This is a genomic window from Shinella sp. JR1-6 (assembly GCF_004284735.1).
Classification (GTDB): Bacteria; Pseudomonadota; Alphaproteobacteria; order Rhizobiales; family Rhizobiaceae; genus Shinella.
Map to the genome: position 1 here is coordinate 30,306 of NZ_SHMI01000007.1, position 19,550 is coordinate 49,855.

The 19,550-nt window shown below is 65.5% G+C and carries 20 protein-coding genes; 15 read left to right on the plus strand and 5 right to left on the minus strand.

Features of this window, described 5'->3' with window-relative positions; translation table 11 throughout:
- Positions 1-64 precede the first annotated feature (64 nt).
- The 3 genes from EXZ48_RS14530 to EXZ48_RS14540 all read right to left on the minus strand — a co-directional run bounded on the left by EXZ48_RS14530 (position 65) and on the right by EXZ48_RS14540 (position 5,627).
- Positions 65-3,253 (minus strand): efflux RND transporter permease subunit, encoded by a 3,189-nt coding sequence (locus EXZ48_RS14530; RefSeq protein ID WP_130516624.1) that lies wholly within the window; start codon positions 3,251-3,253, stop codon positions 65-67.
- A gap of 327 nt (positions 3,254-3,580) precedes the next feature.
- Positions 3,581-4,771, minus strand: a complete 1,191-nt coding sequence (locus EXZ48_RS14535) for an efflux RND transporter periplasmic adaptor subunit (RefSeq protein ID WP_130516625.1) — start codon at positions 4,769-4,771, stop codon at positions 3,581-3,583.
- Between the two features lie 58 nt (positions 4,772-4,829).
- Positions 4,830-5,627: an alpha/beta hydrolase fold domain-containing protein gene (locus EXZ48_RS14540; RefSeq protein ID WP_050744363.1), complete on the minus strand. Its 798-nt coding sequence runs from the start codon at positions 5,625-5,627 to the stop codon at positions 4,830-4,832.
- A gap of 142 nt (positions 5,628-5,769) precedes the next feature.
- Between EXZ48_RS14540 and EXZ48_RS14545 the strand changes: the two genes are divergently transcribed.
- The 3 genes from EXZ48_RS14545 to EXZ48_RS14555 all read left to right on the plus strand — a co-directional run bounded on the left by EXZ48_RS14545 (position 5,770) and on the right by EXZ48_RS14555 (position 8,380).
- Positions 5,770-6,684 (plus strand): LysR family transcriptional regulator, encoded by a 915-nt coding sequence (locus EXZ48_RS14545; protein ID WP_050744364.1) that lies wholly within the window; start codon positions 5,770-5,772, stop codon positions 6,682-6,684.
- Positions 6,685-6,815: 131 nt separating this feature from the next.
- Complete coding sequence (locus EXZ48_RS14550) at positions 6,816-7,241, plus strand: hypothetical protein (protein WP_130516626.1); 426 nt, start codon at positions 6,816-6,818, stop codon at positions 7,239-7,241.
- A gap of 62 nt (positions 7,242-7,303) precedes the next feature.
- The gene (locus tag EXZ48_RS14555) at positions 7,304-8,380 is read left to right on the plus strand and encodes a nitronate monooxygenase family protein (RefSeq protein ID WP_130516627.1); all 1,077 of its coding nucleotides are present in this window, start codon (positions 7,304-7,306) and stop codon (positions 8,378-8,380) included.
- A 178-nt stretch (positions 8,381-8,558) separates the two neighbouring features.
- Here the strand turns inward: EXZ48_RS14555 and EXZ48_RS14560 are convergent, their stop codons facing one another.
- Entirely contained in the window at positions 8,559-9,884 is a 1,326-nt protein-coding gene (locus EXZ48_RS14560) for an MFS transporter (RefSeq protein WP_050744367.1), read from the minus strand.
- A 296-nt stretch (positions 9,885-10,180) separates the two neighbouring features.
- Here EXZ48_RS14560 and cyoA point away from each other — a divergent pair, with 296 nt between their 5' ends.
- From cyoA to EXZ48_RS14610, 10 genes are all read left to right on the plus strand, one after another.
- The gene (cyoA, locus tag EXZ48_RS14565; RefSeq protein WP_023516010.1) at positions 10,181-11,275 is read left to right on the plus strand and encodes a ubiquinol oxidase subunit II; all 1,095 of its coding nucleotides are present in this window, start codon (positions 10,181-10,183) and stop codon (positions 11,273-11,275) included.
- A 92-nt stretch (positions 11,276-11,367) separates the two neighbouring features.
- Entirely contained in the window at positions 11,368-13,371 is a 2,004-nt protein-coding gene (cyoB, locus tag EXZ48_RS14570; protein WP_130516628.1) for a cytochrome o ubiquinol oxidase subunit I, read from the plus strand.
- 3 nt (positions 13,372-13,374) lie between these two features.
- Positions 13,375-13,998: a cytochrome o ubiquinol oxidase subunit III gene (cyoC, locus tag EXZ48_RS14575; protein ID WP_050744369.1), complete on the plus strand. Its 624-nt coding sequence runs from the start codon at positions 13,375-13,377 to the stop codon at positions 13,996-13,998.
- Positions 13,995-14,393 (plus strand): cytochrome o ubiquinol oxidase subunit IV, encoded by a 399-nt coding sequence (cyoD, locus tag EXZ48_RS14580; protein ID WP_050744370.1) that lies wholly within the window; start codon positions 13,995-13,997, stop codon positions 14,391-14,393. The genes cyoC and cyoD overlap by 4 nt, the downstream gene beginning before the upstream one ends.
- 266 nt (positions 14,394-14,659) lie before the next feature.
- Positions 14,660-15,379 carry an SURF1 family protein gene (locus tag EXZ48_RS14590; RefSeq protein WP_130516630.1) on the plus strand — a complete coding sequence of 240 codons (720 nt, stop codon included), beginning with the start codon at positions 14,660-14,662 and terminating at the stop codon, positions 15,377-15,379.
- Positions 15,380-15,513: 134 nt separating this feature from the next.
- Complete coding sequence (locus EXZ48_RS14595) at positions 15,514-15,708, plus strand: hypothetical protein (RefSeq protein WP_130516631.1); 195 nt, start codon at positions 15,514-15,516, stop codon at positions 15,706-15,708.
- Positions 15,701-16,117: a hypothetical protein gene (locus EXZ48_RS14600; RefSeq protein WP_130516632.1), complete on the plus strand. Its 417-nt coding sequence runs from the start codon at positions 15,701-15,703 to the stop codon at positions 16,115-16,117. Before EXZ48_RS14595 ends, EXZ48_RS14600 begins: the two co-directional genes overlap by 8 nt.
- Before the next feature lie 12 nt (positions 16,118-16,129).
- Positions 16,130-17,050, plus strand: a complete 921-nt coding sequence (locus EXZ48_RS14605; RefSeq protein WP_130516633.1) for a dihydrodipicolinate synthase family protein — start codon at positions 16,130-16,132, stop codon at positions 17,048-17,050.
- Between the two features lie 11 nt (positions 17,051-17,061).
- A complete protein-coding gene (locus EXZ48_RS34880; protein WP_023517515.1) occupies positions 17,062-17,208 on the plus strand; it encodes a hypothetical protein in 147 nt (48 codons plus the stop codon).
- A 23-nt stretch (positions 17,209-17,231) separates the two neighbouring features.
- Positions 17,232-17,474 carry a hypothetical protein gene (locus EXZ48_RS14610; protein WP_130516635.1) on the plus strand — a complete coding sequence of 81 codons (243 nt, stop codon included), beginning with the start codon at positions 17,232-17,234 and terminating at the stop codon, positions 17,472-17,474.
- Positions 17,475-17,839: 365 nt separating this feature from the next.
- On the opposite strand, the gene EXZ48_RS14615 is transcribed toward EXZ48_RS14610, so the two are convergent.
- The gene (locus EXZ48_RS14615) at positions 17,840-18,433 is read right to left on the minus strand and encodes a TetR/AcrR family transcriptional regulator (RefSeq protein WP_130516637.1); all 594 of its coding nucleotides are present in this window, start codon (positions 18,431-18,433) and stop codon (positions 17,840-17,842) included.
- A gap of 105 nt (positions 18,434-18,538) precedes the next feature.
- Here EXZ48_RS14615 and EXZ48_RS14620 point away from each other — a divergent pair, with 105 nt between their 5' ends.
- Positions 18,539-19,216, plus strand: coding sequence for a PspA/IM30 family protein (locus tag EXZ48_RS14620; RefSeq protein ID WP_130516639.1), 678 nt, complete (start codon positions 18,539-18,541; stop codon positions 19,214-19,216).
- A 25-nt stretch (positions 19,217-19,241) separates the two neighbouring features.
- Complete coding sequence (locus tag EXZ48_RS14625; protein ID WP_023517096.1) at positions 19,242-19,520, plus strand: YiaA/YiaB family inner membrane protein; 279 nt, start codon at positions 19,242-19,244, stop codon at positions 19,518-19,520.
- Positions 19,521-19,550: the final 30 nt, after the last annotated feature.

Consider the following 19,550-nt stretch of genomic DNA (forward strand, 5'->3'; position numbering starts at 1 on the left):
CCTCCGGCCTTTTGTGTTGTCGCACCGCCCTCCGCCCACACATTCTGGGGAGGGGTTTTTGGCTTTACGCCGCGTGCGCCTCGCTTTCCCCTTCCATCGTCGACTTGCCGTGCTGCACCAGCGGGCGGTTGCCCGCGAGGCGCCGCAGCTGCACGTAGAACACCGGCGTCATGAAGATGCCGAAGAAGGTGACGCCGATCATACCGGAGAACACGGCAAGGCCCATGGCGGCGCGCATTTCGGCACCCGCGCCGGTCGAGAGCACCAGCGGCACGACGCCCATGATGAAGGCCATGGAGGTCATCAGGATCGGGCGCAGGCGCAGGCGGCTGGCTTCGATCGCGGCCTGGACGGGTGTCCTGCCCTCGAATTCCAGTTCGCGTGCGAACTCGACGATCAGGATGGCGTTCTTCGCCGACAGGCCCACCAGAACCACGAGGCCGATCTGGGTGAAGACGTTGTTGTCGCCGCCCGTATACCAGACCCCGGCGAGCGCCGCGAGCACGCCCATCGGCACGATCATGATGATGGCGATCGGCAGCGTCAGGCTTTCATATTGCGCGGCAAGCACCAGGTAGACCAGGAGCAGCGCCAGCGGGAAGACGACGATGCTCGAATTGCCGGCAAGGATTTGCTGGTAGGTGAGGTCCGTCCATTCGAAGTCGATGCCTGATGGCAGGGTTTCCGCGGCGATCCTTTCCACCGCGGCCTGTGCCTGGCCGGAGGAGAAGCCCGGGGCCGGGCCGCCGTTGATGTCGGCGGCAAGGAAGCCGTTGTAGCGCGTGGTGCGCTCCGGCCCGGTCGTCGCATCCACCTTCAGGAGCGCGGCGAGCGGGATCATCTCGCCGGTCTGCGAGCGCACTTTCAACTGGCCGATGTCTTCCGGTTTGGCGCGGAAGGCGGAGTCGGCCTGGACACGCACCGAATAGGTGCGGCCGAAGGCGTTGAAGTCGTTGACGTAGAGCGAGCCGAGATAGATCTGCAACGTCTCGAACACGTCGGTCACGCGCACGCCGAGCTGCTGGGCCTTGGAGCGGTCGAGGTCGGCATAGAGCTGCGGCACGTTGATCTGGAAGCTGGAGAACAGGCCCGCCAGCTCCGGCGTCTGGTAGGCTTTGGCGAGGAACGCCTGGGTCGCCTCGTTGAGCGCGCCATAGCCGAGGCCGGCGCGGTCTTCGATCTGCAGCTTGAAACCGCCCGTCGTGCCGAGGCCGTTGACCGGCGGCGGCGGGAACATGGCGATGAAGGCGTCCTGGATGCCGGAGAATTTCTGGTTGAGCTGCATGGCGATGGCACCGCCGGAAAGCTCCGGCGTCGTGCGCTCCTCGAAGGGGGCGAGCGAGGCGAAGACGATGCCGGAGTTCGAGCCGATGGTGAAGCCGTTGATGGAGAGGCCCGGGAAGGCGATGGCGTGTTCGACGCCCGGCTGTTCCAGCGCGATCTCGCTCATCTTCTTGATGACCTCTTCCGTGCGGTCGAGGGTGGCGCCGTCAGGAAGCTGTGCGAAGCCGATGAGATACTGCTTGTCCTGTGCCGGCACGAAGCCGCCGGGCACGGCGTTGAACACCGCATAGGTCGCGCCGACGAGGGCGAGATAGACCGCCATGACCAGCGACTTGCGCGAGACCAGCCCGCCGACGCTGCGGCCGTACCCCTTGCCGGCAGCGTTGAAGGCACGGTTGAAGCCGCGGAAGAACCAGCCGAACAGGCCGTCCATGATCCGCGTCAGCCAATCCTTCGGCGCATGATGGTCCTTCAGGAGAAGAGCCGCCAATGCCGGGGAAAGCGTCAGCGAGTTGATGGCGGAGATGACCGTCGAGATGGCGATGGTCAGCGCGAACTGGCGGTAGAACTGGCCGGAAAGGCCGCTGATGAAGGCGAGCGGCACGAAGACCGCGACGAGCACCAGCGCGATGGCGATGATCGGGCCGGAGACTTCGCGCATCGCCCGGTAGGTGGCTTCGCGCGGGGTGAGGCCGTTCTCGATGTTGCGCTCGACGTTTTCGACGACGACGATCGCGTCGTCCACCACGATGCCGATGGCGAGAACGAGACCGAAGAGCGTCAGCGCGTTCACCGAGAAGCCGAAGGCATACATGACGGCGAAGGTGCCGATGATCGAGACCGGGACGGCGAGCAGCGGGATGATCGAGGCGCGCCAGGTCTGGAGGAAGACGATGACGACGAGCACGACCAGGGCGATCGCTTCGAGCAGCGTATCGACGACCTTTTCGATCGAGGCGCGCACGAATTCCGTCGTGTCGTAGACGATCTCGTATTTCACGCCTTCGGGCATGGCGAGCTGGAGCTGGTCCATCGTGGCGCGCACGTTGTCGGCGATCTCGATGGCGTTCGAGCCTGGCGCCTGGAGCACGGCGACGGCGACGGCCGGCTCGCCGTCGAGCAGCGAGCGCAGCGAATAGTCGGCCGCGCCCATCTCGATGCGCGCGACGTCGCGAAGGCGGGTAATCTCGCCTTCCGTGCCGGTCTTCACAATGATGTTGCCGAACTCTTCCGGCGTGCGAAGGCGGCCTTGCGCGTTGACGTTGAGCTGGAGGTTGACGTCGCTGGACGTCGGCGAGGCACCGATGATGCCAGCGGCCGCCTGGACGTTCTGTTCGCGGATGGCGTTGGAAATGTCGCTGGCGGCGAGCGCATGTTCGGCCGCCTTCTGCGGGTCGATCCAGACGCGCATCGCATAGTCGCCCGCGCCGAACACCTGGACCTGGCCGACGCCTTCGATGCGGGCGAGGCGGTCCTTGATGTTCAGCGTGGCATAGTTGCGCAGATAGGTGATGTCGTAGCGGTCGGTCTTCGAGACGAGGTTCACCACCATGATGAAGTCGGGCGAGCTTTTGACCGTGGTGACGCCGAGCGCGCGCACTTCGGCGGGAAGGCGCGGTTCGGCCTGCGACACGCGGTTCTGCACGAGCTGCTGGGCCTTGTCCGGGTCGGTGCCGAGCTTGAAGGTGACCGTCAGCGTCAGGACGCCGTCGGAGGTCGCCTGGCTGTTCATGTACAGCATGTCCTCGACGCCGTTGATCTGCTCTTCGAGCGGTGTCGCGACGGTTTCGGAAATGACGACCGGGTTTGCACCGGGATAGGTGGCGCGCACGACGATCGAGGGCGGAACGACCTCGGGATATTCGGAGATCGGCAGGGCGCGCATGCCGATCAGGCCGGCGACCACGATGAGGATCGACAGCACACCGGCAAAGACCGGGCGATCGATGAAGAAACGGGAGATATTCATGGCGAAAGGACCCCTCTCCAGGGACGAACAGGCCCATCCGGCGGGCGATGCGCCGCCGGCGGGTATGGGATTGTTGCTTGCATTGGGGCAGGGCGGGTGAGCGTCCTGCCGATCTTTGGTCATGGCGGTCGCCACGCCTTCCGTAGGGAAGATCGTCGCGGTCGGTCTGGCCCCTCATCCGGCCTGCCGGCCACCTTCTCGCCGTAAACGGGGCGAAGGGGATACGCCGCGCCGGTTTTCCCTATCGTGCCCGTTCGTCGGGCACGTCCCCTCTCCCCGCTTGCGGGGAGAGGGTTAGGGTGAGGGGCCGAACCTCGACCCGCCCGCTTACTTCACCGAGGCGACGTTCTCCTGCACCTGCGGATCGACGACGACACCCGGGCGGATGCGCTGCAGGCCGTTGACGACGATGCGGTCACCGCCGGAAAGGCCGCTTTCGACGATGCGCTCATTGCCCGAGAGGCCGCCGAGCACGACCGGCCGGTAGGTCACCTTGTTGTCCTTGTCGATGACGAAGACGAACTTCTTGTCCTGGTCCGTGCCGACGGCCTTCTCGCTGACGAGGATCTTGCTCTCGGCCTTCGGCTCGCCCATGCGGATGCGCACGAACTGGCCGGGGATCAGCCGGCCGCCGGGATTGTCGAAGACGGCGCGCACGGTGATCGTGCCGCTTGCCGCATCCACCTCGTTGCCGATGAGCTGGAGCTTGCCGTGGATCGGCGTGCCCTCGTCGACAAGCGTGCCGACTTCCACCGGGATCTGGTCGATCGGCGGCAGGGCGCCATCGGAGGCCGGCAGGGCGGCGAGCGCCTTGGCGACCGTCTCCTCGCTGACATTGAAGCCGGCATAGATCGGATCGACCGAGACGAGCGTCGTCAGGGCCGGCGAGGCGGAGCCTTCGGCGACGAGGTTGCCGACGGTGATCTCCACTTTGCCGACACGGCCGGCGACCGGTGCGCGCACTTCGGTATAGCCGAGCTGGAGCTTTGCGGCATGCAGGGCGGCTTGCGCCGTCTTCAGCGCGGCGCGGGCCTCGGCCAGCGCGTTCTGGCGCTGATCGACCTCGCTCTGCGAGACGCTGTTGCTCTTGGCAAGCCGCTCACCGCGTTCCAGCTCGATCGAGGCGAGTTTCACCCGCGCTTCGGCGGAGGCGTACTGGCCTTCGGCCTGCGTCACCGCTGTCTTGTAGGGCTCCTGGTCGATGGTGAAGAGCAGGTCGCCCGCCTTCACCAATGCGCCTTCGCGGAAATTCACCGCCTCGATGGCGCCGGCGACGCGCGAGCGGATCTGCACGCGGTCGATGGCCTCCAGGCGGCCGGAAAACTCCTGCCAGGCAACGACATCGCGGTTCTCGACGACGGCGACCGTGACCGGCACCGCCGGCACTTCGGCCGTCACGGTGGCTTCGGCCTGGGCGACGTTGCCCGGCAGTTGGAAATAAAGGGCTGCGGCGGAAACGGACACAGCCAGTCCCAGGCCGGCGCCCGTCAGGGCCCAGCGTTTGCGCTTCGACGTCATTGTCTCTTCTCCTTGCGGCCTTTCCGGCCACGCTCTATCGGCTTGTTCTCAATGCAAATTAGTGAATGCTTATATCCTTGATGAAATCGGAGAAATGGTCGGCGAGGGAGTTTCGCCATGCTCCGGTGACATCGGATTTCCCGCTGTAAATCGAAGACCAGCCTGTTCCCGCGGGAAGAACATGCTGCTGAACCTTGACGCCCGACGCCCTCAGACGGTCGGCATAACCCTGCGCCTCGTCGAGGAGCGGGTCGTCCGCCGCCGACAGGACAAGGGCCGGGGCGACGCCCGAGAGCCGTGAACAGAGGCTCGGGGCGGCGTAGGGGTGGCAAACGCCGCCGCTGAGATAATGGCTCCAGCCATTGGACCAACGCTCGCGCATCCCGATCTCATCGGCGCTGCGGAAGGAGGTCGTACCCATGAAGGGATCGAGCAGCGGCGAGATGAGCACCTGGCCGTCGAGCTCGTTGGCAAAGTGGTCGCGCGCCTTGAGCGCCACGCCGGCGGCGATGTTGCCGCCCGCTTCCTCGCCGCCGATGAGCAGCGGCGACTTGCGGTCGCCGAGGCCTGCACACTTCTTGGCGAGATAGGAAAACACCGAGAAGCCGACTTCCAGCGGCTGGGGGAAGATCCCGCCACCCGGCGCGTTATAGTCGGGCACGGCGACGATGGCACCGGTCGCAGCCAGCATTTCGGCAAGCGGGCACTCGACAACACCGGATTCGAGGAAAGCGCCGCCATGAAAGTAGAGCAGGATGGGGGCGCCCTTGGCGAACTCCGCTCCCTGATAGACGCGCGCGGACACGGGGCCGCTGGCCACCTTGTCGAACGTCATGTCCTTGATCTCTACCGACATCGTCTCGCCCTCGCCCCGCACTGGAATTAGAATGGGGCCTCACCATTTATATCGTACCTGATCTCTGCGATATAAGTGTGCTAAAACTGACTTCACTATCCAGAATTTCGAACAATCATAGCTTCCGACGCAGGAATGTTCCATGGATCAGCTTTCCGCAATGCGTGCCTTTCTCCGTGTGGTCGAGACCGGCAATTTCACCCGGGCCTCCGCCGCGCTCGGCATGCCCAAGGCAACGGTGAGCAATCTCATCCAGAATCTGGAAACCCATCTCCAGACCAAGCTGCTCAACCGCACGACGCGGCGGGTGATGGTGACGACGGACGGCGCGCTTTATTACGAGCGTGCAATCCAGATCGTCGCGGAGATCGACGAACTCGACGGCAGCCTTTCGCACTCCCATGCGAGCCCCCGTGGCCGGCTGCGCGTCGAGATGGCGGGGGCCTTCGCCGACCTCCTGATCATCCCGAAGCTCGGCGATTTCCATAAGAAATATCCCGATATCCATATCGACCTCGGGGTCGGCGACCGGACGGTGGATTATCTCGCCGAGAACGTCGACTGCGCCCTGCGCGGCGGGGCGCCGGGCGACCAGTCGCTAATCGCAAGGCGTGTGGCGGAGATCGACGTGGTTACCTGTGCCGCGCCTGCCTATCTGGAGATCTTCGGGGCGCCGGAGCATCCGCTGGATCTCGGCGGGGAGCATCATTGCGTCAATTACTTTCTCGCACAGACGGGCCGCACCATGCCCTTCGAATTCGAGAAAGGCGCGGAAAAAATCGAGGTCAACAGCCGCTATATCGTGTCGGTCAACGATGCCCGCAGCTATCTCGCCGCCGCGCTCTCCGGCCTCGGCATCGTGCCGCTGCCGCGCTTCATGGCGACGGAGGCGCTGGCGAGCGGGGCGCTGGTGCCCGTTCTGCCCGGCTGGCGCTCCGAACCCATTCCGCTCTACATCGTCTATCCGCCGAACCGACACCTCTCCAACAAGGTGCGCGTCTTCGTCGACTGGCTGGTGCGCCTGCTTGCCGAAGCACAGCTCGGCAAACCGGCCTAGGCCGAAACGGCTGTCTCGTCATGACGCCGGCACAGGGGAGGAAGGCATGTCCGGTTTGACGGCGCGAATACGGGTCGCACCCGGCAAACGGAACGCGGCGACCACCCTCAAGAACGAGAGGATGCCGGTTCTTGGCGTTTGACACGCACGATTTCGAGATCGAGGAGATCCTGTTTGAGAAGGGCGAACTCCTCGTGCTCTCGCTCGGCTTTGCGTCAGCGGACGATCCGCTCGACATCTTGCACATCGCCTGCGGGCGCACCCGGAGCGGCGCGGAACCGCCGCTCCTTGAAGACCTGCTCTATCTTGAACGCACGGACCAGAACCTTGCCTGCGACGGCCACGCGGTGCGTGCGCTCATCGGCCATCCCGACCATGTCGAGCTTGTCCTGACGGAGGAGGGCGCTGCCGCCCTCGGCCTTGCCGCCCGCACGCGCTTCCGGTTCACCCGCCAGCCGTCGCTCGCCGCCGACGCGCTGCGGCTGCTTGCCGCCATGGCCGCTGCCGGCCAGAGCCAGGTTGCCGTGCGGAAGGCCGTCTCTCCGAGTGCGACATAGACGCTCGTGGCGATGGGCGTATAACGGATCCAACACATCTTCCCCACCGAAAGGAACAGCCCATGGACCGCTGGCCCGACCGCCGCATTCTCGATCTCTTCGGCATCGACCTGCCCATCCTCCAGGCGCCGATGGCCGGCTCGACCGGAGCGGAGATGGCCATCGCCGTTTCAAGGGCCGGCGGGCTGGGGTCGCTGCCGAGTGCGCTGCTCAGCGTCGAGCAGGTACAGGCGGCGCTCACCGATATCCGCACCGCCACGGATCGGCCGGTCAATGTGAACTTTTTTGCCCATACGCCGCCGGCGGAGAACGCGGCGGCCGATGCGGCGTGGAAACAGGGTCTCTCCGGCTATTACCTCGAAGCGGGGCTCGACCCCGCCATGCCGATCCCCGCGACGGGGCGTGCGCCCTTCGACGACGCCTATTGCCGCGTGGTGGAAACGGTGCGGCCGGAGGTGGTGAGCTTTCATTTCGGCCTGCCGGAGGCGGGGCTGCTCGCAAGGGTCAGGGCGACGGGCGCGAAAATCATCTCGTCAGCGACGACGGTCGCCGAGGCCGTCTGGCTGGAGGCGCATGGCGTGGATGCCGTCATCGCCATGGGCTTCGAGGCCGGCGGCCACCGCGGCAGTTTCCTGACCGATATCATGGCGGCGCAGGTGGGCACGATGGCGCTGGTGCCGCAGGTGGTGGATGCGGTGAAGGTTCCCGTCATCGCAGCGGGCGGCATCGCCGATGGGCGAGGGGTGGCGGCGGCGCTGATGCTGGGCGCGTCGGCCGTGCAGGTCGGCACGGCCTATCTTTTCACACCGGAGGCGCGGATGAACCCGTTCCACAAGGCGGCGATGGCGACGGCACGCGACGACAACACGGCGCTCACCAATCTTTTCACCGGCCGGCCGGCACGCGGCATCTTCAACCGGCTGATGCGGGAGATCGGCCCGATGTCGGACCTCGCCCCCGCCTTCCCGACGGCCGGCGGCGCGCTCGCCCCGATCCGCGCGAAGGCCGAGGCGGCGGGACGGGACGATTTCACCAATCTCTGGTCCGGCCAGGCCGCGCGGCTCGCGCGGGCCCTGCCGGCGGGGGAGCTGACGACAAAGCTCGTTGCGGAGGCGCTGGAGGTTTTGGGGCGGCGTTGATGTGGACCAAGGTGTGAGCTTTGCCCCTCACCCCAACCCTCTCCCCGCAAGCGGGGAGAGGGGACTTGCCCCACAAACGGCCTTAGTACGGGAAGCCGGCGCAGCATAGGCTTCGCCCCGCTTGCGGGGAGAAGGTGCCGGCAGGCGGATGAGGGGCGAAGTCGCTCTGAGTTCGACCTCAGTTCTGGTCGAGCGCCCGCGTGAGCGTCAGTGCCGCAATCGTGCAGATCGCGCCCGAGATCAGATAACCGCCGATGAAGATGATGCCGAAGCTGGTGGCAAGGCCGAGCGCCACGAGCGGCGCAAAGCCGGCGCCGACGAGCCAGGCGAGGTCCGAGGTCAGCGCCGCGCCGGTGTAGCGATAGTACTTCGTGAAGCGCGAGGAGACGGCGCCCGAGGACTGGCCGAAGGTGAGGCCGAGGATGAAGAAGCCGATCAGGATATAGGCATCCTGCCCCTTGCCGCCGGAATCCAGCAGGAACGGCGCGGAGAAGGAGAAGATCGCGATGAGGATGGCGCCGGCCATGAGCTGGTTGCGCCGCCCGATGCGATCGGCGATGACGCCCGAGAGCACGATCCCCACGGCGCCGACGGCCGCGCCCGCCACCTGCACCCAGAGGAACTCCTGCACCGACTGGCCGCCGTTGAGCGTGATCCAGGAGAGCGGGAAGATGGTGACGAGGTGGAACATGGCGAAGCTTGCCAGCGGCACGAAGGCGCCGAGCACCACATCCATCGAATGTTTGCTCAGCATTTCGAAGACCGGCCGGGGCTGCAGTTCCTGCGCCTCCATGGCCGCGCCGAACTCCTTGCTGGCGACGATGCGCAGGCGCGCGAAGAGCGCCACGACATTGATGGCGAAGGCGACGAAGAACGGATAGCGCCAGCCCCAGGCGAGGAAATCCGCCTCCGAAAGACTGGTGACGAAATAACCGAACAGGATGCTGGCGAGCGCAAAGCCGAAGGGCGCGCCGAGCTGCGGGATCATCGCGTACCAGCCGCGGCGGTTTTCCGGCGCGCTGAGGCTGAGCAGTGAGGCGAGCCCGTCCCAGGCGCCGCCGAGCGCGAAACCCTGGCCCAGCCGGAAGAGCGCGAGCAGCGCGACCGCCCAGTAGCCGATCGTCTCGTAGCCCGGAAGGAAGGCGATGGAGGCGGTAGAGCCGCCAAGGATGACCAGTGCCACCGTCAGCTTGGTGCCGCGGCCGTAGTTGCGGTCGATCCACATGAAGACGAAGGAGCCGACCGGACGGGCGAGGAAGGCGAGGGGGAAGAGCGCGAAGGACATCAGCGTCGCGGCGACGGCGCTGCCGGCGAAGGGGAAGATCAGCTTCGGGAAAACGAGGATGGAGCCGAGGCCGTAAACGAAGAAATCGAAGAATTCGGAGGTGCGCCCGATCACCACGCCGATGGCGACACTGCCGGGCGACAGCGGCTTGTCGTCCGCATGCATGCGGCGGGCATCCCGCTCGAGACCGGAGGACGAAGGATTAGCGACCGAACTCATGAATTTCTCCGAGCAATGTGCGCCATGTCGTTAGAGTGTTGACTATTCGGCGTCCAATATCAAGAATTAGGCGAAACGTGCGCGTTGCGGCAAGGTTGCGTCCGAACCTTCGATCCGTTGCAGCGGGCATGCGAGACCCGCGACGATTATTGCGCTAGATCAATTTTGCGGCGGCGGACAGCCCAAATGTTTCTACCGCACTGCGACAGAATGCTGCGCTGCGACGAAGCACCTCACTTCCAAGCGCGACGATGCCCGCTTATTGCCGACTAGACAGAACGCAAGTTGAGGCCGCAATGCCGAAGCCATTCAGTTTAGCCCGAGTCTCGATCCTCCCCCTGATGCTGGTCCTGCTCACCGGATGCAACATGGTTGTCATGTCACCGTCCGGCGACATCGCCGCCCAGCAACGGGACCTGATCGTCGTCTCGACCATTCTCATGCTGATCATCATCGTACCGGTGCTGGCAATGACGCTCTATTTCGCCTGGCATTACCGCCAGTCGAACACCGCAGCGAAGTACGATCCGGAGTGGCATCATTCGACGGGCCTGGAAGTCGCCATCTGGTCGGCCCCGCTCGCCATCATCATCGCGCTCGGGGCCATCACCTGGGTCAGCACCCACAAGCTCGATCCGTACCGGCCGCTGGAGCGGCTCGACGCGGCGCGGCCGGTGACGGAAGAGATGAAACCGATCACCGTGGAGGTGGTGGCGCTCGATTGGAAATGGCTGTTCTTCTATCCGGAATACGGCATCGCCACCGTCAACGAGATGGCAGCGCCCGTCGACGTGCCGATCAACTTCAAGCTCACCGCCTCTTCGGTGATGAACTCCTTCTATGTGCCCGCACTTGCCGGCATGATCTACACCATGCCCGGCATGGAGACGAAGCTGCACGCCGTCATCAACAAGGCGGGCGAATACGAGGGCCTGTCGTCCAACTACAGCGGCGACGGTTTCTCGCACATGCGCTTCAAGTTCCACGGGGTCGACCAGGCCGGTTTCGAGGCCTGGGTGGCGCGGGTCAAGCAGAACGGCACGGCGCTCAACCGCGACGCCTACCTGAAGCTCGAAAAGCCGAGCGTGAAGGAGCCGGTGCGCTACTACGCCACTGTCGACAACGGGCTCTACCAGGCGGTGCTCAACATGTGCGTGCGCGACGGCCAGATGTGCATGAAGGACATGATGCACATCGACATGATGGGCGGCGCCGGCAAGGAAAGCCACGACAACAAGGCCAAGCTCGAGCACGACAACCGCCATGCCGAGGACGAGGCACCCGCCGCCACCTTCCCCGAGACCGGCAATCCCGCGCGCAGCGAAGAACCGGCCGAGGGCGTCGAGGAGAACCCGGCAACGATGAACCACGACGCGCACCAGTCGCACTAGCCGCACCAGTTTTCATTGCGCCCGCCGGCTGCGGCGGGCGCGCAAGGCCCAAGGCCCACCGGGCCGCCTACGCAAAGCTATTGGACGATCCCATGTTCGGCGACATCAGCCTCACGCAATTCCTCTTTGGACGGCTCACCTGGGAAGCGATCCCCTACCATGAGCCCATCCTCGTCGTGACCTTCGCGGTCGTGGCGCTGGGCGGCATCGCGCTTCTCGGCCTGATCACCAAGTTCAAGCTCTGGGGCTATCTCTGGAACGAGTGGTTCACGTCGGTCGATCACAAGAAGATCGGCATCATGTACATCATCCTCGCCATCGTCATGCTTTTGCGTGGCTTTGCCGATGCCATCATGATGCGCATCCAGCAGGCGATCGCCTTTGGCGGCAACGAGGGCTATCTCAACGCCCATCACTACGACCAGATCTTCACCGCCCACGGCGTGATCATGATCTTCTTCGTGGCGATGCCCTTCGTCACCGGCTTCATGAACTATGTCGTGCCGTTGCAGATCGGCGCGCGTGACGTCTCCTTCCCGTTCCTGAACAATTTTTCCTTCTGGATGACGACGGCCGGCGCGGTCATCATCATGATGTCGCTGTTCGTCGGCGAATTCGCGCGCACCGGCTGGCTCGCCTATCCGCCGCTTTCGGGCGCGGACTACAGTCCCGGCGTCGGCGTCGACTACTACATCTGGGGGCTACAGGTCGCGGGTGTGGGCACGACCTTGTCGGGCATCAACCTGATCGCGACCATCGTGAAGATGCGCGCGCCGGGCATGACCTTCATGAAGATGCCGGTCTTCACCTGGACCGCGCTCTGCACCAACATCCTGATCGTCGCGACCTTCCCGATCCTGACGGCGACGCTCGCCCTCCTGTCGCTCGACCGTTACGTGGACACGAACTTCTTCACGAACGACCTCGGCGGCAACCCGATGATGTATATCAACCTCATCTGGATCTGGGGCCATCCGGAGGTCTACATCCTCGTTCTGCCGGCCTTCGGCATCTTCTCCGAGGTGGTCGCGACCTTCTGCGGCAAGCGGCTCTTCGGCTACACGTCGATGGTCTATGCCACCTGCGTGATCATGATCCTTTCCTATCTCGTCTGGCTGCACCACTTCTTCACCATGGGCTCGGGCGCGTCCGTCAACGCCTTCTTCGGCATCACGACGATGATCATCTCGATCCCGACGGGGGCGAAGATGTTCAACTGGCTCTTCACCATGTATCGCGGGCGCATCCGCTACGAGGTGCCGATGCTGTGGACGGTCGGCTTCATGGTGACCTTCGTCATCGGCGGCATGACGGGTGTAATGCTCGCCATCCCCCCGGCCGACTTCGTGCTGCACAACTCGCTGTTCCTCATCGCCCATTTCCACAACGTCATCATCGGCGGCGTGCTGTTCGGGCTGATGGCGGGCGTCGTCTACTGGTTCCCCAAGGCCTTCGGCTACAAGCTCGATCCGTTCTGGGGCAAGATGAGCTTCTGGTTCTGGCAGATCGGCTTCTTCTTCGCCTTCATGCCGCTCTACGTGCTGGGCCTGATGGGCGTCACCCGCCGTGTCAGCCAGTTCGAGGATCCCTCGCTGCAGATCTGGTTCATCATCGCCGCCTTCGGTGCCTTCCTGATCGCGCTCGGCATCGGCTCCTTCATCGTGCAGCTCGTCGTCAGCTACTTCAAGCGCGACCAGCTGCGCTGCGACAGCGGCGACCCCTGGGACGGCCGCACGCTCGAATGGTCGACCTCCTCGCCGCCGCCGGACTACAACTTCGCCTTTACCCCTGTCGTGCACGACCACGACAGCTGGTACGACATGAAGAGCCGCGGCTATGAACGTCCGCTCGGCGGGTTCCGGCCGATCCACATGCCGAAAAACACCGGCACGGGCGTCATCCTGTCGGCCATCAGCGTCGTGCTCGCCTTCGCGCTGATCTGGTACATCTGGTGGCTGGCGGCGCTCTCCTTCATCGGCATCGTCACTGTTTCGATCGCCCACACCTTCAACTACGACCGCGACTTCTTCATCCCCGCCGACACCGTGACGGCGACGGAGGATGCGCGCACGAAACTGCTTGAAGAACGGACCTGAGCCATGAGCGCGACCCAAGTCCACAATCCCGACGAAAAGCCGGTCTTCTACCTCAAGGACGATCATCACCCGGAAAACAGCACCATGCTGGGGTTCTGGCTCTACCTGATGAGCGACTGCCTGATCTTCGCCGTGCTGTTCGCAACGCACGGCGTGCTCGGCCGCAACTATGCGGCAGGGCCCTCGCCGGCCGATCTGTTCGACCTCAATCTCGTCGCCATCAACACGGCGATGCTGCTCCTCTCCTCCATCACCTACGGTTTTGCGATGCTCCAGATGGAGCGGGGCGCCAAGATGGAGACCCTGGTCTGGCTCGGTATCACCGGCGTCTTCGGCGCGGCGTTCCTGGCGCTGGAGCTCTACGAGTTCTATCACCTGATTGCCGAGGGCGCCGGCCCGACGCGTTCGGCTTTCCTCTCCTCCTTCTTCACGCTGGTCGGCACGCACGGCCTGCACGTCACCTTCGGCATGATCTGGCTGATCACGCTGATGGTGCAGGTGAAGAAACACGGTCTCAACCCCGAGAACCGCCGCCGCCTGATGTGCCTGTCCATGTTCTGGCACTTCCTCGACGTCATCTGGATCGGCGTCTTCTCCTTCGTCTATCTCCTGGGAGTCCTCGGATGAGCGCCCACCCCACCCACGAAAGCGCCCACGACACCCACCATGCCCACAGCGATGGCCATGGCGCCGGCCACGGCTCGTTCAAGGGCTACATGATCGGCTTCGTGCTCTCGATCGTCCTGACGGCCATTCCCTTCTGGCTGGTCATGGGCGGCGTGCTCGACAGCAAGCTTTTCACCGCCGTTCTCGTCATGGGCATCGGCGTGGTGCAGATCGTCGTGCACATGGTCTACTTCCTGCACATGAACCCGCGCTCGGAAGGCGGCTGGACGATGATGGCGCTGATCTTCACCCTCATCATCGTCGGCATCGCGATCGCCGGCTCGCTCTGGGTCATGCATCACCTCAACACCAACATGATGCCGATGACCCACGAGATGATGAAGAACATGCCCTGAGCGGGGTGGTGGATGTGCGGGAAAAAATGGACCGCTTTGGCGACCACGCCCCTCTGCCCCTCATCCGGCCTGCCGGCCACCTTCTCCCCGCAAGCGGGGCGAAGGGGATATGCCGCGCCGTTTTTCTCAAGTTGCAGCGATCCGTGGGGCAAGTTCCCTCTCCCCGCTTGGGGAGAGAGTGTTAGGGTGAGGGACATTGCCCAGATACAATGGCCCGACGCATCGTGCGGGTCTTCGGCAGGGCAGAGGGGGGTGCAATAGGCCTGATGCCCCAACCGTCCCCCCGCGCCCGGCGCCTCCTTACCGGCTTCCTCCTCCTTCTCCTCGCCGCGTTCCTCGCGCTCGGCGCCTGGCAGGTGCAACGCCTCTTCTGGAAGCTCGACCTCATCGCTCGCGTCGACAGCCGCGTGAACGCTGACCCTGTGCCAACCCCCGCGCGTGCCGAATGGCCCGAGATCACCCGAGAGAAGGACGAATACCGCCGCGTCACCGCCACCGGCCTCTTCCAGCATGACAGGACTGTACTGGTACAGGCCGTGACGGAGCGCGGCGCGGGCTTCTGGGTGCTGACGCCGCTCCGCCTGCCGGACGAGACGATGGTGCTGATCAACCGCGGCTTCGTGCCCGCCGACCGGCGCGAGCCCGCCGATCGCATCGCCAGCGAACTGGCCGCCGGCCCCGTCGCGGTGACGGGCCTCCTCAGGCTCAGCGAACCCGGCGGCGCGTTCCTGCGCGCCAACGACCCGGCCGGGGATCGCTGGTTCTCCCGCGATGTCGCCGCCATCACCGCTGCAAAGGGCCTTGCCGATGTCGCGCCCTATTTCATCGATGCGGACGCGACGGCAAATCCCGGCGGCCTGCCGGTCGGCGGCATGACTGTCATCGCCTTCCGCAACAGCCATCTCGTCTACGCGCTGACCTGGTTCGCGCTGGCGGCCATGAGCGCGGCGGCCGTCTGGGCCGTGCATCGCCGGAAGCTTGTTTAGCCCCGCCGTCTTTATGAAATCCCTATCTTCCCCGCTGCTTTTCCCTATCGAGAAGTTATGTCGGCACGCCTAGCTTGAAGGTCGAAGCCACCGCCGGATACGGCCCTGGCCTCGACATTCCAGGAGGCGCCCTGATGCGCAAAGACCAGCCTGACCCGTCCCTGCCGCCGCTCTCGACGCGGATGATTTTTCTCAACCACCGCGTGCGCATGCACGAAAACGCCGCAAGGCGGTTCCGCCGGGCGGATGCGACGCCGCGGCCCGCCACGACCTGGGCGCTGCTCGCGGCTCTTGCCGCCCTGGCGCTGCTAGCGGTGGCCCATGCCTAGGCTTTCTCCGTGGCAATTGCCGGCCGCCGTGCCGGAAATCCTGCCCGCCGATACCGATGCGCTCGCCGCGCGCCTCGCCACCGTGCCGCGCCTGCGCGAACACCACTTCTGGGAGGTGCTGCGCGTCCTGCCCTCGCTTGCCGAAGCGCGCGAAGACATCGGGTTCCGCCGCGCCTTCCGCATCCTGATGGAGCGTGACGACCTCGACGGCGCAAGCCGGGCGCTGGTTGCGGCCGCATGCCCCGCCCGCCGGCTCGACCGGCTGCAGGCGCTCGACGGCGTCTGGATCGCCCGCATCGTCCTCACGGAGGCCGCGCCCCGCCGCGCCGTCGCCGTGCATGGCGACCGGCGCGCCGCCGTCATGGCCGCCCTGGTGGCGCTCGATCGCCCCGCCCCCTCACAACACTGAAAGGACAATACCATGCCGGAGCATCGGCGCCGCATTCCCGTTCAGGGCCTCATTTCCGATCTCGTCACGCCCTTTGCCGGCGAGGCGGTGGACCACGCGGCGCTCGCCGCCCTCATCGACTGGCAGATTGCGAGCGGCGTTTCCGGCATCGCCGTCTGCGGCCGGCTGGGCGAGGGGCCGGCGCTTGGCCGCGAGGAGCGCCGCGCGGTGCTCGCGACGGCGGTCCGCAGCGCCGGCCTTGCCGTGCCCGTGCTTGCCGCAGTCGGCACCTATGCGACGGACGCGACCATAAGACTGGCGCTCGATGCGGAAGAAGAGGGCGCGGACGGACTGGTCGTCACGACGCCCTATTACAGCAAGCCGACGCAGAAGGGCATCATCGCCCATCTCGGCGCCGTGGCGGAGGCGACGGCGCTGCCGATCCTGGTGCTCGCCGATCCCGCGACGACGCGTTCGGACGTCACGGCCGAAACCCTTTGGGCACTCAGCGAGATCGTGGGCATCCACGGCTTCGTCGACGCATCCGGCGACATGGCGCGGCTCGCCGTGATCGACCGCAGGCTGCGCGAGCGGCTGGCGCTCTATTCCGCCCATGATGCGACCGCCTTCGCCTTCAACGTGCTCGGCGGAAGCGGCACGCTGTCGCCGGCCGCGAACCTCGCGCCGCGCCTGACGAGCGCCATGCACCAGGCGCTCAGGACCCGCAACATCGACCTTGCGCTCGACCTGAAGGATCGCCTCACGCCGCTCTTTGCCGCGCTCGGCGACACGCCCGACCCGGCCGTGGTCAAACACGGGCTCTCGCCCGTGCTCGGCCTTTCCGAGACAGTGCGGCTGCCGCTGGTGCCCGCCTCATCCGCGATGGGCGCGACGGTGCGCCGGGCGCTTGCCGGCCTGCCGGAATGCGCCGCGCAGCTTGCCAGGGCGAGCTGAGGGACCGGCACATGAAAACCAGGAAGAAGGACCGCAAGGCGATCGCCGCCGCGCTGCCACACCCCAAACCCCCGCTGCCGCTGCCGGCGCTGCTTCTGCGCATCGGCCTCATCCTCGTCGCCGCGGCGGCCGTGCAGCATTTTCTGCCGCAACCCTGATCCATCCCCCGAAAGGAAGACCCATGCACCGCCAGACCCGCAAAAACCGCGTCCGCCGCGCCAGCCGACCGCCGGAGCCGCCCCGTTTTACCGTCGGCCGCGACCCGCATGGCTGGTGGGTGGTGGAAGACCGCCTCGGTCGCGTCGGCGGCCTGTTCGCCAGCGAGGAGGCGGCGATGCACTATGCGCTGGAAGAGAGCAACCGTGACCGCAAGGCCGTGCGCCGCCAGCAAATTGGCGCCGCGATCGCGTTTCGGTTCGCCTAAAAGTCTTACGGCCGGCTGCCGCGGCAGTGCCGTTTTTACATCACGAAAGCCCCCCAACCGCTCCAGAGGGCCGGCTATCATCAATGGAATGAATTCGCTGCCCCCAGCCCCCTTCTCCCCAGCGTGGAGAAGGTCGCGGCAGCGGGATGAGGGGGAAGCCGAAGGCTAGAAAAGCCGGGGAGCCATCCGCGTGCCCCCCCTCATCCCCGGCGCTACATGTTGCGCCTGAACCCTTCGGGCCACCTTCTCCCCACGGGGAGAAGGGAAGGTGCGGCCACCGCGCATGCCCGAGCGATTGCCGGCGCTTGTGGAAGGTGCCGATGGGCAGAGGGGGACTTTGTTCGAAAATCCGCCCGTCCCGCCGGTCACCCGAGACTTCTCGCCAGAATGCGGGCGAGGGCGGCGACCTCCTGTTCCAGCCGCGCCGGCGTGATGCCGACGAAGCGCCCCTCCAGGCTGATGGCGATGACGCCGTGCACGGCGGAAAAGAAGGTGCGGGCGCGGATGGCGATGTCCTCGGCGGACGCATCCGGCATGCGCGCCGCCATCGGCACGGCGATGAGGCCGATCAGGAAAGCGTGTTCGGCAAGGTGCCAGTCGGGCACCGCAACGCCCTCCGGCATGCGATGCTCGAAAAGCGCGGCCCAGAGGTTCTTTTCCGCCAGCGCAAAGCGGAGATAGGCGAGCGACAGGTTGAGGAACGTGTCCTCGATGCCGGCCTCTCGCGGGATGGCGGTTTCCAGCGTCGTCTCCAGCCGCTTCAGCGTGCCGGAATTGACCGTCAGGATCAGTCCGTCGAGATCGGGAAACACCGTGTAGAGCCCGCCGAGCGCAGCGCCCGCCCGCTCGGCGATGTCGCGGGCGCGAAGGCCCTTCAGTCCCTGGTCGCGGATGAGGTCCGTGCCGGCCGCGACAAGCCGGGTTTTCAGGTCTTCCTTCTTGGTCCGCGGTCCCGCCATCGGTCTCGACTCCCATTTTTGAACGCTGTTCATTTTCTATATTGAACAACGTTCATTTTTATGCGACAAGATTATTGAACATTGTTCATATAGGGAGAGACGCAAATGTTCAAACAGATCTTGACGCTGATGCGCGGCCGTGCCCACGAGGCGCAAGAGGCCTTCGGCGACCGTCATGCCCTTCCCATCCTCGCCCAGCAGATCCGCGACGCCGCGCGCGGCGTGGAGGCGGCCCGCCGGGCGGTGGCCGTCGCCATCGCCCAGAACCGGCTGGAGACGGAAAACGCCGAACGCCTCGCCGTCCGCATCAAGGACCTCGAAACCCGCACCATCGCCGCGCTCGAAACGGGCCGCGACGACCTTGCCACCGAGGCTGCCGGCTCGATTGCCCGGCTGGAGACCGAATTGCAGAACGCCCGCCAGGTGCAGGCCGAATTTTCCGGCGGCATCGACCGTCTGAGACAGGCGGTGCGGCAGAGCGAGATGCGGCTTTCGGCGCTGCGCCGCGGCGAACGCCTCGCCCTGGCGCGCGATCGCACCCGGCGCCTTTCGAACGACGCACCGGGCGAAAACACGCTCGCCGACGCCGAAGCGACGCTGGCCCGGCTGGAGCAGCGCCAGCGCGAGGCGGAACTGACGGCCGAGGCGCTGACGACGCTGGAGACCGGCCCGGACCCGGCGGCGCTCGCCGAAAAACTCGCCGCCGCCGGCTGCGGCCGCCCGCTCGTCACCAGCGCGGACGAGGTGCTCCAGCGCCTGCGCAGCCGCATGAACGCCCAATAAAACGGATTTGAAGGGAACCATCGCCATGAACGACAGCCTGATGAAACACTCGTCCGCCTGGACGACCTTTTCCTATGCCAGCTTCGGCCTCGCCGCCTTCATGCTGGCGCTCGGCCTCTACATGATGCCGCTCGATCTCTGGGGCAAAGGCTATCTCGCCATGGGCATCCTGATGCTGGTGCAGACCACCGTAAACGTCACCAAGACGTTGCGCGACAACCAGGAAGCCGACAAGCTGCTCCGCCGCATCGACGACGCCAAGACGGAAAAGCTGCTGCTCGGCATCAAGAGCGAAGACGTCTGATCGAAAGCGACCTTGCCTCTCAACCAAGCG